At 35.5% G+C, this 14,798-nt stretch carries 11 protein-coding genes; 6 read left to right on the top strand and 5 right to left on the bottom strand.

Annotated features, from left to right (window positions below):
* Positions 1 to 8 precede the first annotated feature (8 nt).
* Positions 9 to 1,133: a peptidylprolyl isomerase gene (locus BLV35_RS03385; protein WP_091084704.1), complete on the top strand. Its 1,125-nt coding sequence runs from the start codon at positions 9 to 11 to the stop codon at positions 1,131 to 1,133.
* 41 nt (positions 1,134 to 1,174) lie between these two features.
* On the top strand, positions 1,175 to 2,419 hold the full coding sequence (locus tag BLV35_RS03380; RefSeq protein ID WP_091084702.1) for a peptidylprolyl isomerase: 1,245 nt from the start codon (positions 1,175 to 1,177) through the stop codon (positions 2,417 to 2,419).
* Between the two features lie 90 nt (positions 2,420 to 2,509).
* On the opposite strand, the gene BLV35_RS03375 is transcribed toward BLV35_RS03380, so the two are convergent.
* On the bottom strand, positions 2,510 to 2,950 hold the full coding sequence (locus BLV35_RS03375) for a hypothetical protein (protein WP_091084699.1): 441 nt from the start codon (positions 2,948 to 2,950) through the stop codon (positions 2,510 to 2,512).
* A 326-nt stretch (positions 2,951 to 3,276) separates the two neighbouring features.
* Here BLV35_RS03375 and BLV35_RS03370 point away from each other — a divergent pair, with 326 nt between their 5' ends.
* From BLV35_RS03370 to BLV35_RS03355, 4 genes are all read left to right on the top strand, one after another.
* Positions 3,277 to 4,407: a Rieske 2Fe-2S domain-containing protein gene (locus BLV35_RS03370; RefSeq protein WP_091084697.1), complete on the top strand. Its 1,131-nt coding sequence runs from the start codon at positions 3,277 to 3,279 to the stop codon at positions 4,405 to 4,407.
* Between the two features lie 290 nt (positions 4,408 to 4,697).
* Positions 4,698 to 7,541: a M16 family metallopeptidase gene (locus BLV35_RS03365; protein ID WP_091084694.1), complete on the top strand. Its 2,844-nt coding sequence runs from the start codon at positions 4,698 to 4,700 to the stop codon at positions 7,539 to 7,541.
* Between the two features lie 24 nt (positions 7,542 to 7,565).
* Positions 7,566 to 9,455, top strand: a complete 1,890-nt coding sequence (locus tag BLV35_RS03360; RefSeq protein ID WP_091084691.1) for a heavy metal translocating P-type ATPase — start codon at positions 7,566 to 7,568, stop codon at positions 9,453 to 9,455.
* A 266-nt stretch (positions 9,456 to 9,721) separates the two neighbouring features.
* The gene (locus tag BLV35_RS03355; protein WP_091084689.1) at positions 9,722 to 11,575 is read left to right on the top strand and encodes a PAS domain S-box protein; all 1,854 of its coding nucleotides are present in this window, start codon (positions 9,722 to 9,724) and stop codon (positions 11,573 to 11,575) included.
* Here BLV35_RS03355 and BLV35_RS03350 read toward each other — a convergent pair.
* From BLV35_RS03350 to BLV35_RS03335, 4 genes are all read right to left on the bottom strand, one after another.
* Complete coding sequence (locus tag BLV35_RS03350) at positions 11,572 to 12,180, bottom strand: GNAT family N-acetyltransferase (RefSeq protein ID WP_091084686.1); 609 nt, start codon at positions 12,178 to 12,180, stop codon at positions 11,572 to 11,574. The two genes, BLV35_RS03355 and BLV35_RS03350, sit on opposite strands and share 4 nt — an antisense overlap.
* A gap of 81 nt (positions 12,181 to 12,261) precedes the next feature.
* Positions 12,262 to 12,624 carry a hypothetical protein gene (locus BLV35_RS03345; RefSeq protein WP_091084683.1) on the bottom strand — a complete coding sequence of 121 codons (363 nt, stop codon included), beginning with the start codon at positions 12,622 to 12,624 and terminating at the stop codon, positions 12,262 to 12,264.
* A gap of 105 nt (positions 12,625 to 12,729) precedes the next feature.
* Positions 12,730 to 13,908 carry an AIR synthase related protein gene (locus BLV35_RS03340; RefSeq protein WP_091084681.1) on the bottom strand — a complete coding sequence of 393 codons (1,179 nt, stop codon included), beginning with the start codon at positions 13,906 to 13,908 and terminating at the stop codon, positions 12,730 to 12,732.
* A gap of 77 nt (positions 13,909 to 13,985) precedes the next feature.
* Entirely contained in the window at positions 13,986 to 14,705 is a 720-nt protein-coding gene (locus BLV35_RS03335; RefSeq protein ID WP_176980557.1) for an OmpA family protein, read from the bottom strand.
* Positions 14,706 to 14,798 lie beyond the last annotated feature (93 nt).

Here is a 14,798-nt window from a genome sequence, read left to right as displayed (position 1 = left end):
CAATAGTTATGAAAAAAAGCATCTTATTTGTATTACTCGCAATTGTTACTTTGTCTTCCTGCAATGAAGAAAACAGCAATCTTCCAGATGGTTTATATGCTAAAATTGAAACTAGCAAAGGTCCTATTATAGTAGCTTTAGATTATCAAAAAGCACCTATTACAGTTGCTAACTTTGTTACTTTAGCTGAAGGTAAAAATGATTTTGTTACAAATGACAACCTGAAAGCAAAACCATTTTATGATGGATTAAGATTTCACAGAGTCATCAAAGATTTCATGATACAAACTGGAGATCCATTAGGTACGGGTTCAGGTGATGCTGGATATAAATTTAAAGATGAAATCACTGATTTGCGTTTTGAAGGTGCTGGCGTCTTGGCAATGGCAAATAATGGCCCTGCAACTAATAGCAGTCAATTTTTCATTACACATGTTGCTACTCCTTGGTTAGACGGCAAACACACGATTTTCGGACATGTAGTTGATAAAGGAATGGATGTTGTAAACTTGATTGAGCAAAATGACTACCTGAATAAAGTTACAATTATTCGAAAAGGAGAAGCTGCAAAAAAGTTTAACGCAGTAAAAACATTCTACGATTACTTCTCTGTGGAATCTGAAAAGCAAAAACAAAAACTGGCTTTAGAAGAGCAAAGCAAAAAAAAATACGACGAGAAATATAAAGATGTTCGTGAAGACAAGGTGAAATATTTTAATGCTCTAAAAAATAAAGCAATAAAAACATCTACTGGACTTAAATATGTGATCACTCACAAAGCAGGCGGTAAAAAACCGACAAAGGGCGCACCTCTATACATTCATTATGCAGGATTTCTAGAAGATGGTCATCTTTTTGACACGAGTATAGAAAATGTAGCTCAAACTTATGGAAAGTTTGATCCAGACAGAGCCGCTCAAAACGGATATCAACCTATCCCTTTTCAGGCTGGAAAAAAAGATGGCATGATTCCTGGTTTCATTGAAGGGTTAGACAAATTATCTTTTGGTGATAAAGCAATTTTGTTCATTCCCTCTCACTTAGCCTACGGTGCTGGTGGTGCGGGAGATGTAATTCCTCCTAATGCAAATATCGTTTTTGAAATTGAATTAATGGAAGTAATGCCTCAATAGCCAAATAGATCTTTATAAATTACTCCTTAAATAAATATAAAATGAAACTTAAACTTTTATTTTTAATGTGCATCGGAATGTTAAGTGCACAGGCTCAAACCACGAAAAAACCAGTTCCTACTAAGAAACCTGTCTCAGCGGTTAAAGCTGTAGTAAAAGCTCCAGTTGTTGAAGGTATCTTTGCCACTATTTCTACAACTAAAGGCGATATTACCACTCAGTTAGAGTTTGAAAAAACACCTGTTACGGTTGCTAATTTTATTTCGCTTGTTGAAGGAAAAAACACTTTTGTTACCGATGACAAATTAAAGGGAAAACCTTTTTATGATGGTTTAAAATTTCACAGAGTCATCAAAGACTTTATGATTCAGGGAGGAGATCCTACAGGAAGTGGTGGTGGTACTGCTGGCTATGCTTTTAAAGATGAATTCACTGACCTGAAGTTTGACAAAAGTGGTATTTTGGCTATGGCCAACTCTGGTCCAGCGACCAATTCCACTCAATTTTTTATAACTCATAAAGATACACCATGGTTAAACGGAAAGCATACTATTTTTGGGCATGTAACTGAAGGCATGAATATAGTGAATGCTATCGCTCAAGGTGATGTAATCACAAAGGTAACTATTACAAGAAAAGGTGCTTTGGCAAAAAAGTTTGATGCTCCAAAAGTATTCTCCGATTATTTTCTAAATAAAACGGAAGATGCTAAAAAACAAGCATTAATCGATGCGGAAAATAAAGCGAAGCAAGTAGCAGCTGAAGCAGAAAGCAAAGCGAAGCAAGCAGCGGTTGAAGCAGAAAGCAAAAAAGTCTATATGGAAAAATATGCGCCGGTAATTGCTTCAAAAAAGGCTTATTTCGCCACTGTAAAAGCAACTGCTACTACAACCGCTTCCGGATTGACTTACAAAATAGTTCAAAAAGGTACTGATGTAAAACCGATTGACGGTAGTACTTTCTATTTTCACTATGCCGGTTATTTTGAAGACGGAAGCTTATTTGACAGCAGCTATGAAGACGTAAATAAATCGTACGGTAAATACGATCACTATAGAGCCGCACAAAACGGATACCAGGCTTTTCCTTTTCAAGCAGGAAAAAAAGACGGTATGATTCCTGGATTTTTAGAAGTATTATCTTTAATGTCTTATGGAGACAAGGTAATGGCATTTATCCCAGCTAAATTAGCTTACGGAGAACAAGGTGCAGGTGATGTTATACCGCCAAATGCAACCCTTATTTTTGAATTGGAAATGTTTGAAAAACCAACAACAGCAAAATAGTAAACAAACCCTTCTAGATAGAGTTTAAAATAGAAACCCGATACATTAAAAAATGTATCGGGTTTTATATTTACACGAGTTCTTTAACTATTATTTACTCTTAAATTTCCAGTCAAATTCATCTTTCTGGTTGATGATTGCACCCACTTCCACTTTTACAACCTCATCAAATTCTGTTTGAAAGATAATCCAGTTGTCTTCGTTAAAATAGTTTTCGAAAGTATCAAATTCTTCTTGAGTAAATTTAGCTACTCCTTTTGCAGTTAATTCTTTTTTGACTTCACTGATTTTTCTATTAATCACTTTATGCCCGAATAACTCTAAATTTGGATTAGAAGCTACCATATATCCTAGTTTAAAATCTTCTTCTTTGTAGAATGTCAAACGGATTTTGAGTGTGTTGTAAGCAAAAATAACGTTGTCATCTTCGTCCTTGTAGTTTCTATCTGGTTTACCGTATATAGCGGTAACATCCTTTTGTTTCATCCCGAAAATGAGTTGATCAATTCCGTTTTTTAAGTTTATTTTCATTTGATTCTATTTTAATGCAAAGTTCGCAAAGTTTTTGGCAATGTGCGCTATGTTTTATCTTTTTATAATTTTCAATGTCTTCTTAACAATAGCGTTTTTTTGAGAGGTACCCTTTGCCGTTAACGATTTTGCCATTCCCCACTTTTTCTCTATCTTTATGTAGTTGAACACATTCAGCTTTATATCATTACCTAAGTCTTGAACTCACAGTAGCTTAATCGCTATAGAAAATACCGCTATCACCAACCAATTTCTAAAAGTATAATTGGAAAGAAGAGCTCACATTACAACACGATTTTTTGTTTCAAACATTAAATTATTCGAAAATGGATTTCATAAAAATAGCCTCGCTTTCTGAACTACCAGAAGGCTGTAGTAAAATAGTGAAAGTAAACAATTCAAAAGTGGCTCTGTTTCATTTCAACGGAAAAATTACCGCTATTGGTAACGCTTGTTTGCATAAAGGAGGACCACTAGGATTAGGTTGTATTGAAAAGAAATACGGTGCCATGTATGTAACATGTCCCTGGCATGGCTGGGAATACAATATCGAAACGGGGAAAGCGCCACCGGGTTACGAGGACCAACAGTCTGTTTATGAAATAAAGATAGAAGATGATAGTATTCTAATAAGCGATGAACCTATTGTTAAATCTAAAACAGCGACACATGATCTAAGTGCATTGGAGGATTTGATTCAACTAAAATACCAAACTACAGGAACTTCTTTAAACATACTGGGAATCTCAACAACCAATATGAATGATAATTTGGCACGGTTCAGCACATCCGAAGACGCGCTTGAAAAAGCCTTGACGTATGCATCTAAAAAATATGGCGCAAAAACAAAAATGCTTAAGCTACGGCAGTTAAAATTTCGGCATTGTGAAGGCTATTATTCCCAACATATGAATGCTTGCTCTTGGCCGTGCAGCATTACCGAAATGGACGCCAAAGACGGCATGACGCAAGTCTATCGGGAAATGGTATTGTGGGCTGATATCGTTCTACTGGCCACCCCTATCCGATGGGGAAATGCGTCATCCTTGTATTATAAAATGGCGGAACGTCTTAATACGGTGCAAAATCAAATTACCTTAAACAATAAAATTTTAATTAAAAATAAGGTAGCGGCTTTCATTATTACTGGTGGTCAGGATAATATCCAATCCGTTGCAGGTCAATTAATGTGGTTTTTTACTGATTTGGGTTTTGTCTTTCCCCCTTTTAGCTTTGTAGGATGGAGCAGAGGATGGACCGCCGAAGACATGGATAAGAATGTATTACAATTTAAAAAGAGTGACTATATAAAGCGGACCACCGAAGAAATGGTAGACAACTGTGTTGAAACTTTATCCCAAATAAAAAACATGAATACCGTCAAAATAATAGCACCTAAACCTCATCAACAAGATTCTTTTTCTGCAGATATTGAAAATCCGGATATGAATATATAGCCTTAGATGAAAGTACTACTCGAAAAACTTTATTTTAATAAAGCTATTTCACACCTATTAAGTAAACTACTGTCACTTTATGTACTCTATTACTTAAAACAGACTTCACGCTATTAGAAAAAATCCTACATTAACGGAAGGGAACATTATTTTTCATTAACTTAGTTCCCGTTATTAAAAAGTAGACAGCACCCTTTTTTGGTCAAAGAAACAGGAGTCTAATCCATTAAAATATGGAGTCTAACTTTCGTAGCTCCGTTTAGTAAAAAACAATAATTTAAACTTTCGAAATGAAATCATTCCAGTTTCTAACACTCCCAATTTTCCTATTCACAGTATTAGTTTCTTATTCCCAAAACGAAACCAAAACTACAAAGTCCAAAGAGTTCAAAGTAGAATTTGAACAATTCTCCTTAGACAATGGTTTACATGTCATCCTCCATATCGATCGATCTGATCCCGTTGTTGCAGTTGCTTTAACTAGCCATGTGGGATCAGCACGAGAAAAAGCTGGCCGTACTGGTTTTGCCCATTTATTTGAACATTTACTGTTCCTAGAATCAGAGAATCTGGGAAAAGGAGGGCTGGATAAAATGAGTGCACGTATTGGAGGTTCTGGTGCGAATGGTTCTACCAGTAGAGATCGTACAAATTATTTTCAAACTGTTCCAAAAGATGCCTTAGAAAAAATGATCTGGGCTGAAGCCGACAAACTAGGCTATTTCATCAATACGGTTACAGATCCAGTGCTTGCCAAAGAGAAGCAAGTCGTTAAAAATGAGAAAAGACAGAGTTACGACAACAGACCTTACGGAAATAATTTTGCCGTAATCAATAAAAATTTATATCCAGAAAACCATCCTTACCATTGGGAAGTAATTGGTTCTTTAGAAGATTTACAAAATGCGTCGCTTCAAGACGTAAAAGATTTCTACAACCGCTGGTATATTCCTAATAATGTAACACTAACCATTGCGGGTGATTTCGATGTCAAACAAGCCAAAGCATGGGTACAAAAATATTTTGGCGAAATAAAACGTGGTGAGGCTATTCCTAAAATGGAAAAACAGCCCGTAACCCTCACTGAAACTAAAAAATTCTATTTTGAGGATAATTTTGCCCGTTTGCCACAGCTTACACTAACCTGGCCGTCTGTATACGAATACCATCCTGATAGTTATGCGCTAGAGGTATTGGCTAGTTATCTTTCTAAAGGCAAGAAAGCGCCCTTATACAAAGCACTAGTAGAAGATAAAAAACTAACCGATGAAGTTGAATTATCACAATACAACTCTGAAATAGCGGGACAATACATCCTCAACGTTGTTGCTTTTGATAAAACAGAATTGAATACCGTGATGACTGGTATAAATGAAGCCTTTAAAAACTTTGAAAACCAAGGTATTTCACAACAGGATTTAGACCGAATTAAAGCGGGGCAGGAAACTGCTTTTTACAACGGATTATCTAGTGTTCTAGGAAAAGGATTTCAATTAGCCCAATATGAAATCTTTGCAGGAACTCCTGATTTTATTAATCAAGATGTAAAAAACATCCTTGCTGTAACGAAAGAAGATGTGATGCGAGTTTATAAAAAATATATAAAAGACAAACATTTCATCGCAACTAGTTTTGTACCAAAAGGCGAAGCTAATTTGGCATTAGAAGGGTCAACCTTAGCGAAGATTGTTGAGGAAAAAATAATTGAAGGTAAAGAAGAATCATTCGATGCTAGCATTGCTGCAACTTACGCAAAAACAGCTTCTAGCTTTGACCGCAGTATCGAACCTATCTATGGTGCAAGTCCAGAAGTAGTATTGCCAACGGTATGGAAAGAAAAATCGCCATCTGGACTAACTGTTTTGGGAATTGAAAACCATGAAGTGCCACTGGTACAGTTTCAAATGCAAATAAAAGGAGGACTGTTACTAGAAAACCCTGCTAAAATAGGTGTTTCAAATATGTTAGCTCAATTACTGACAAAAGGAACTAAAAATAGAACACCGGAGCAATTAGAAAATGCTATTGAAAGCCTTGGAGCCACAATTAACGCATTTGCAACCGATGAATCCATTTTAATTACAGGAAATACACTGGCAAAGAATTACAATGAAACAATGAAATTAGTTCAGGAAATTGTATTAGAACCCCGTTGGGATACCATAGAATTTGATTTGATAAAACAAAGTACATTGAGTCAAGTGATACAGCAAAAAGCGGATCCAAACAGTATTGCGAGAAATGAATTCAAGAAATTAGTTTATGGAAAAGAATCTATTTTAATGAATAATCGAATTGGTACCGAAAATTCAATCAATAGCATTACTATTGATGATTTAAAAACGTATTACAACCAAAACATTTCACCTTCTGTTACTAATTTCCAAATTGTAGGTGCTATTTCAAGAGCGCAAGTGAACAGCTCACTAGCTACTTTAAATAAAAACTGGAAGCCTAAAGAAGTGACAATCCCGACAACAAAAATTGCAGATGCACCTGCGAATTCTAAAATTTATTTCTATGATGTCCCTGGCGCAAAGCAATCGGTAATAAGAATTGGGTATTCAGCACTTGCTGCCACAGACTCAGATTTCTACCCTGCTGACATCATGAATTACCGTTTAGGAGGAGGTAGTTTTGCATCGCAGCTTACGCAAGAATTACGTGAAGGAAAAGGCTATACGTATGGAATAGGTTCTTCTTTTATCGGTTCTAACAATAAAGGTCCTTTTACTATATATAGCGGGGTACGATCAAATGTAACTTATGAGTCTGTTCGTTTAATAAAAGAAATTGTAGAACAATATGGCAAAAATTTCAATGAAAACGACCTCAATGTCACAAAAGGATATTTAATTAAAAGCAACGCTAGAGAATTTGAAACAATGGCTTCTAAATTGAACATGCTTTACGAAATAAGTAATTATAACTTCCCTGTCGACTACGCCAAACAAAGGGAAAATACAGTTAAAAACATTGCTATTGACGATATAAAAGCGCTTTCTGATAAGTATCTAAACGCTAACAAGATGATTTACTTAATTGTGGGCGATGCTGAGACTCAATTGCAGAAGTTAGAGCAAATTGGTTTTGGAATCCCTGTTCTTTTAAACAAAACAGAGAATAACAATTAAAATAAACAGAATAAAATTAAGCTTATGAAATTGCCAATAGACGATAAAAAATTTATTTTTCTACTTTCCGCTGTAACAATTGTTGTCATTTTAGAAATTTTATCGATTATTGGCATTCACATTCCTATGCCCTACGGACCTTTTATTTTCGCCGCATTTATCATAGGAATTGGTCACGCCGTTTTGATAAATGGAATAAAAGCAATCTTCAAACTTAAATTCAGCAGTATTAATTTACTGATGACCATCGCAGTTGTTGCGGCCTTTTATTTGGGAGAATATCCTGAAGCGGCAGTTGTTATTGTTCTCTATGTTTTGGGTGAGCGACTGGAGGATATCGGTCTTGAAAATTCAAAATCGGCATTAGATCAATTAGTTAATATAGCACCAAAAACTGCTTTTGTAAAATCAGAAAATAAAAATATCCCCGTAAACAAAGTTGCTGTAGGCACCATCATTCAAGTGAAACCTGGCGAAATGATTCCATTAGACGGAAAAATAGTATCAGGAGAAACGACGGTTGATGAAGCGGCTATTACCGGAGAACCTATTCCAAAAGACAAACGTCCTGGTGATATTTTATTTGCGGGAACGCTCAATAAAAATGGTTTTGTCGAAATGGAAACCACAACCCTTTCCATAGACACCACCTTTGCAAAAATAATCCGGCTGACATTTGAAGCAGCGGCATCCAGAAGTGACACACAAAAATTCATTCAACGTTTTTCTAAATTCTATACCCCAACTATTATTGCCTTGGCAGTTTTGGTTTTTGCAGTACCCGTTTTCGTATTGCACTTAGATTTTGACCTTTGGTTGAAACAAGCCATTACACTATTAGTGATTGCATGCCCTTGTGCACTTGTAATCTCTACACCGGTTGCTATCTATGCAGCTATAGGTAATGCTTCCGCAAAAGGCGCTCTGGTAAAAGGAGGGAAATACATCGAAGCCATGGCTCAAGTGAAAGCAATTGCCTTAGACAAAACCAGAACCATCACTTATGGAACTCCCATCGTTTCCGATGTTTTTCCGCTAAACGGAACTGCCCGCGAAGAGCTGTTAGCCTGTACTGCCGGAACCGAACTTTTCTCTGAACATCCATTGGCGCAAGCCATTGTCACGGCAAGCAAAGCTGAGGGTTTTGAACCGCATAAAGCCGAAGGTTTTAAAAGCATCATGGGAAAAGGAGCCATTGCAAAATGTTTGGTTTGTGAGGACGAAACTGTTTATGTGGGTAAACTTGAATTCATTCGAGAATATCACGAAGTAACCGAAGAAGCTGAAAAAATTGTCGAACAATTAGCTTCCCAAGGTAAAACAAGTGTAGTCGTTAGTTTTGGCAAAGGCGTAGCTGGTATCATTGGCTTGACCGATGCCATAAAACCAGATAGTATTGCCGCCATAAAAGAATTGCAAGCGCTTAATATCGAGCTAATAATGCTAACAGGAGATAGTGAAAAAGCAGCTCATTATGTAGCTAATACCGTTGGTATTAAAAAAGTATTTGGAGGATTACTACCCGAAAATAAATCGGAAAAAATGGGTGCACTTTTAAAAAAGTACGGTAGCGTCGCCATGGTAGGTGACGGTATAAACGATGCGCCAGCTCTGGCATTGAGTACGGTGGGAATTGCAATGGGAGCCGCCGGAAGCGATACCGCAATTGAAACTGCCAATATCGCCTTGATGAACGATAAACTTTCCCTTATCCCCTTTCTAATTCGTCTCAGCAAAAAGACACTGTCAAGGATAAAAACCAATACCATAGGAGCCATCGCTGTAAAAGTGCTTTTTATCGCATTAGCCTTTCTGGGATACAGCAATTTAGTTTTCGCGATTGCAGCAGATGTAGGTGTAACTTTGGTTGTAATCCTATTGAGCCTGAACTTGATGAAATTTGAAAATAAATAAAGACTAACGCATCTCTTATTTTAAGAAATTATATTTATCAAATAACTTGCCCCTTTTGCTGATAAAAATCAACGAAAGGTTACTAACAATTATTGACACTATACATCCACTACTTATTTCCTACCTGCTTTTTTTGTATGTTATTTCACTCTAAAAAATATAATTTCACAATACTAAATTGGATATAATTCACTAACTTTCATATTGATAAGCAAGTGCCTTACTCCTTGTCGCACTTTTTCCAAATCAAATTAAAATGTTAGTCCATGAAAATATCATTTGAAAAAAAAGTATTTATAGGATTTGTCATAAATGTACTGGTTGTCGTTGCTTCGGGATGGATTTTCATTTCGCGTCTTGACAAGCAAAGAGACAAAACAATGGATTCTAAATTAGATTGGCTAGAGGTTGCTTTATTTGGACTATCCATAATTTTACTAATTGTTGTCTATTTTATTATTCATTCCCAATTAAAAGCTAAAAAAATATCTCAAAAATTACTATTCGACAACAAACAATTGCTTCAGTCTATTATTGACAATACGTCCAATCCCATTTTTATAAAAAAAATCAACGGGGAATATATATTGATCAACAAACAATTTGGGGATTTATTTAAAATATCGAATGATGAAATCATAGGGAAAACAGATTTTGACTTTTTACCAGAAAGTGTTGCTGATGTCTACAGAAACTCAGACATCGAGGTTGTAAAAAAATTACGTGAGTTAAAGACAGAAGAAACCATCCAGCAAAAAGAGGGCAAACATACGTACCTCGCTGTAAAATTTCCATTGTATGATTCAACTGGAAGAATCTATGCCATCGGCGGGATATCTACCGATATTACTGAAAGAAAGGAAATGGAAGAATCCTTAGTTGCATCTGATAAATTCTTCACCATGTCGGCAGAAATGATGATTATTGCGTCATCAACACACTTCATTAAAGTAAATCCGGCCACGGTCAAAATATTAGGATACTCTGAAGAAGAATTATTAAGTCAACCCTTTCTTAACTTTGTCTATGATGAAGACAAAACTAATACGCAAGGAGAAGTTGTAAAACTGGAAACTGGAGCTACTACGACACAGTTTAAAAATAGATATATTGGTAAAGACGGATCTATAAAATGGATTCAGTGGTCTACCTTCCCCGATATAAAAACAGGTTTATTATATGCCGTTGCCACTGATGTAACTCAATCCGTTGAAAATGAAAAGTCACTAAATGCAGCTGACAATTTTTTCAATATCTCATTAGACATAATGGCGATCGCTTCTAAGGAAAAATTTGAAAAAATAAATCCTACAATGGTTAAAACATTAGGATACTCAGAAGTCGAATTATTAAAACATCCCTTTCTCCATTTTGTTCATCCAGATGATAAAGAAAGTACCCAAAAGGAAATTGAGAAGATTAAAAATGGCTCCTCACTAATACTTGAGTTTAAAAACAGGTGGATTTGTAAAGACGGCTCCATTAAATGGCTTGTTTGGTCTGCCATCGCTGATTCAAAAACCGGATTAATGTATGCCGTTGCAAGAGATATTACCACACTTGTACAATTAGAAAAGGAGCAACAACAGGCAATTGACGAACTCTACGAAAACGAACAAAAATTACGACTAATTCTAGAGAATATAAGCGAAGGGATCATCGTTGCGAATGCAGATAAAAAAGTAATCATGGCAAATTACAATGCTAATGAAATGTTTGGAATTGAAGAAGATGACCTTATATCTCCCAATATCTCAGATCATTTTGAGCTGTATTTCCCTGATGAAAAGACGATTTTCCCTTCTCAAAATTTGCCTATGGAACGCGCATTAAACGGAGAAGTTACTAATGATATTGATATTGTGCTTTGGGACTCTGCTAAACGTGAAAAAAAACGAGTTCTTATTAGTGGGAGGCCATTAATCGATCAGGATAATAACGTGATTGCTGCCGTCGTTACTATAAAAGACATCAGTAAATACAAACACTTAGAAGAAGAATTAAAAAAAACAGAAACAAAATACAGACAACTAATAGGCTTTAGAAAAACAGAAGAAATAGAAGAGGACGATACTAAAGAAGAAGACGGCAAAGAAAAAGAATCTAAGCTTGGAGATTAGTTCAATTCCTTTATAGAATCAACAAGACGTTGCTTAACATTCTCAAACCACTCGGCTCTAAGAATACTTAAAATAATGGTATCACGTCTCACATCGCTATTATATGTCGGCATATGATTTCGTAATACGCCTTCTTCCTTACAACCGATACTTTTCATCGCGGCAATACTTCTTTTATTATCATTATCAGCTCTAAACTCAACACGTTCTACCTCAAGCGTTTCAAACGCAAATTGTAATAATAAAAGTTTACAGTGTTTGTTTAATCCTGTCCCTCGAAAAGCTTCACCATACCAAGTGTAGCCGAGTTGCAGCGTTTTATGAGCAAAATTAATATCATAAAAACGAGTACTGCCAGCATATTTTCCAGATTTCTTATCGAAAACGATAAACGGAAACTCTGCTTTTCTTTCTTTGGCAGCTAATGCTATTTGAATGTACTTTTCTAAATTCTCTTTTCCGTTTGCACGTACTAAAGAATAGTACCAAGTATCTGGCTCGTTAATTGAAAAGTCTAATAAATTATCAAAATCACTTTCCAGAAGTGGACGAAGTAAAACCGCTTCATTTTCAAGAATTAAGTCAGGGAAAGAATCCAAATTCATTTGCTAATTATCAGAAATCAGTATTTTGGTAGTTTTTACTTCAATTGTGTATTTTGAGTTCTATTTATTTATAAAATAGTACTACTCCGGCGCATACATTTCATCGTAGCGCATAGGAACTTGTGGGTCATACAATGGACATTTATATTCTTCCATAATATTCACTAACTGATCCATTGTTTTCCCTTCGGTACCATAGCAATCAATCTGTATACTTTGTGGTGTTGTTAGTACTTGAAAAGCTCCTGGCCCGTTATTGTTTTTCCAACTATTCTCATCTACTTTTTCCCATTTTGAAAATACAGAGGCTATTCTATTCAAAATTACTTGAACAGGAAGTTCTTCTAGGCCTTCAATTGCAGTTTCGTCATCAAATGCTTCATACACTTCTTGATGATTTAAGTAAACCTCTTCTAAATATTTCCAAAAAATTAATTCGTACATATCATTGTGTTTTTAGCCCTGATGGAAGTGGCATCCTTTTATTGTCGAGTTTTTTAACGAGACAATAAAAGATACAACGGACAGCAGGAATAGCTCCTAATTATATTAATATTCGAAAGTTCCGTATTCGCTGGTGATTGTCAATTTTTTAGTATCGGCTGCTTCTACCCTTCCTACGATTTGTGCATCGACATTGAATGATTTTGAAATAGCGATAATATCCTGGGCAACTGCCTCAGGAACATATATTTCCATACGATGGCCACAGTTAAAAACTTGATACATCTCTTTCCAATCTGTTTTAGACTGTTCTTGTATCAACTTAAATAAAGGAGGAACCGGGAATAAATTATCTTTAATGATGTGAAGATTTTCTACGAAATGCAGAATTTTTGTCTGTGCTCCTCCACTGCAATGTACCATACCATGAATGGCAGCAGCGTCGTATTTATCTAAAATTTTCTTGATAATAGGTGCATAAGTTCTCGTTGGTGAAAGTACTAACTGTCCTGCATCGATAGGAGAATTCTCCACGGCATCAGTCAATTTTACTTGTCCAGAATAAATTAAGTCTTCGGGTACTGCCGCATCAAAACTTTCTGGGTATTTGCTAGCCAAATATTTTCCAAATACATCATGACGAGCAGAAGTCAATCCATTACTTCCCATTCCGCCATTATAGCTTTTTTCGTAAGTAGCCTGACCAAAAGAAGCCAAACCTATAATCACATCCCCTGCTTTGATATTAGCATTATCAATGACTTTAGAACGTTTCATACGAGCTGTAACAGTAGAATCTACGATAATAGTACGAACAATATCACCCACATCGGCAGTTTCTCCACCTGTAGAATGTATGGTTACCCCAAAAGAATCCAACTCTTTAATTAATTCTTCTGTTCCATTGATAATAGCAGAAATTACATCAGCCGTAATCAAGTTTTTATTTCTACCAATAGTAGAAGACAGCAAAATATTGTCAGTTGCTCCCACACACAATAAATCATCAATATTCATGATTAAAGCATCTTGGGCAATCCCTTTCCATACTGATATATCACCTGTTTCTTTCCAGTACATATATGCCAAAGAGGATTTAGTTCCTGCTCCATCTGCATGCATAATCAAACAATATTCCTCGTCTTGAGTAAGGTAATCCGGAACAATTTTACAAAATGCTTGTGGAAACAATCCCTTGTCAATGTTTTTTATGGCGTTATGCACGTCTTCTTTGGATGCCGAAACACCGCGTAGTGCGTATCTTTTTGAAGTATCTGAACTCATGTAGTGATTTTTGTTGTGTGTGACAAAGATACTAATTTGATTTAGGATTACAGAATTAGGGTTTAGGATTTATTTTACTATTTTTTGACAATCATAATCTCCACTCTTCTATTGGCAATTCTTTCTTCTTCATTTTGCTCCGGTAGTAAATAAATTGGTCTAGTACTTCCAAAACCTATGTGTGAAAGCCGTTCTTTTTCTATTCCGCTCTTGACTAAAATATCATAAATTTTTTTGGCGCGTGCAGCAGAAACATCATATTTATCTTCCTTAGTTTGACAGCAAATATGACCTTGTATTTCAATCGTCAAACTTTTATTTTTTATTAAAACCGCAACTAGTTCCAATAAAGCAGGCCTCGATTCAGGTAGTAATTGATCACTGGAGTTGAAAAAATTTATATTCTCTAATTTAAACAGGTCGCCTATTTTTGAGTCACCTACCTCTTTTTCAATAGCAGTCTTTTTTGAATATTCCTTTTCTATCGCAATCGGCAAAACCGTTTTAAAAAAGACTTCAACTTTCCGGTTATCACTTTGTATTTTGGACTGTAAAAAATCTTCCCCAAAATTATTTAATTCTACTTTTTCATTAATCTGAATTTGATTAGAATTCAAAAGAGAAAGCACATTATTAACTCTTCTTATAGACAAGTCCTTATTGTACACATTCGTACCAACGCTATCGCAAAACCCATAAATTTTTGTGACTTCTTTGTCTTTTGAATTTTTCAACCAATTTCCGAACCCCTCATTTGATTTTTCATTAATAATCTCTTTATTAAAATCAAAAAACAATTCTAGTTTATCTTGGGCAGATAAAGCCACTATATCAAAAAACAATAAAATTAAAAAGCACTTGATTTTCATGTAAAAAAATTTAATCGTTAT

This window comes from Flavobacterium gillisiae (assembly GCF_900107635.1).
In the GTDB taxonomy this organism is placed as follows: Bacteria; Bacteroidota; Bacteroidia; order Flavobacteriales; family Flavobacteriaceae; genus Flavobacterium; species Flavobacterium gillisiae.
Note: the sequence above shows the minus strand (reverse complement) of the source record. Positions and strands in the feature narration are given on the sequence as shown.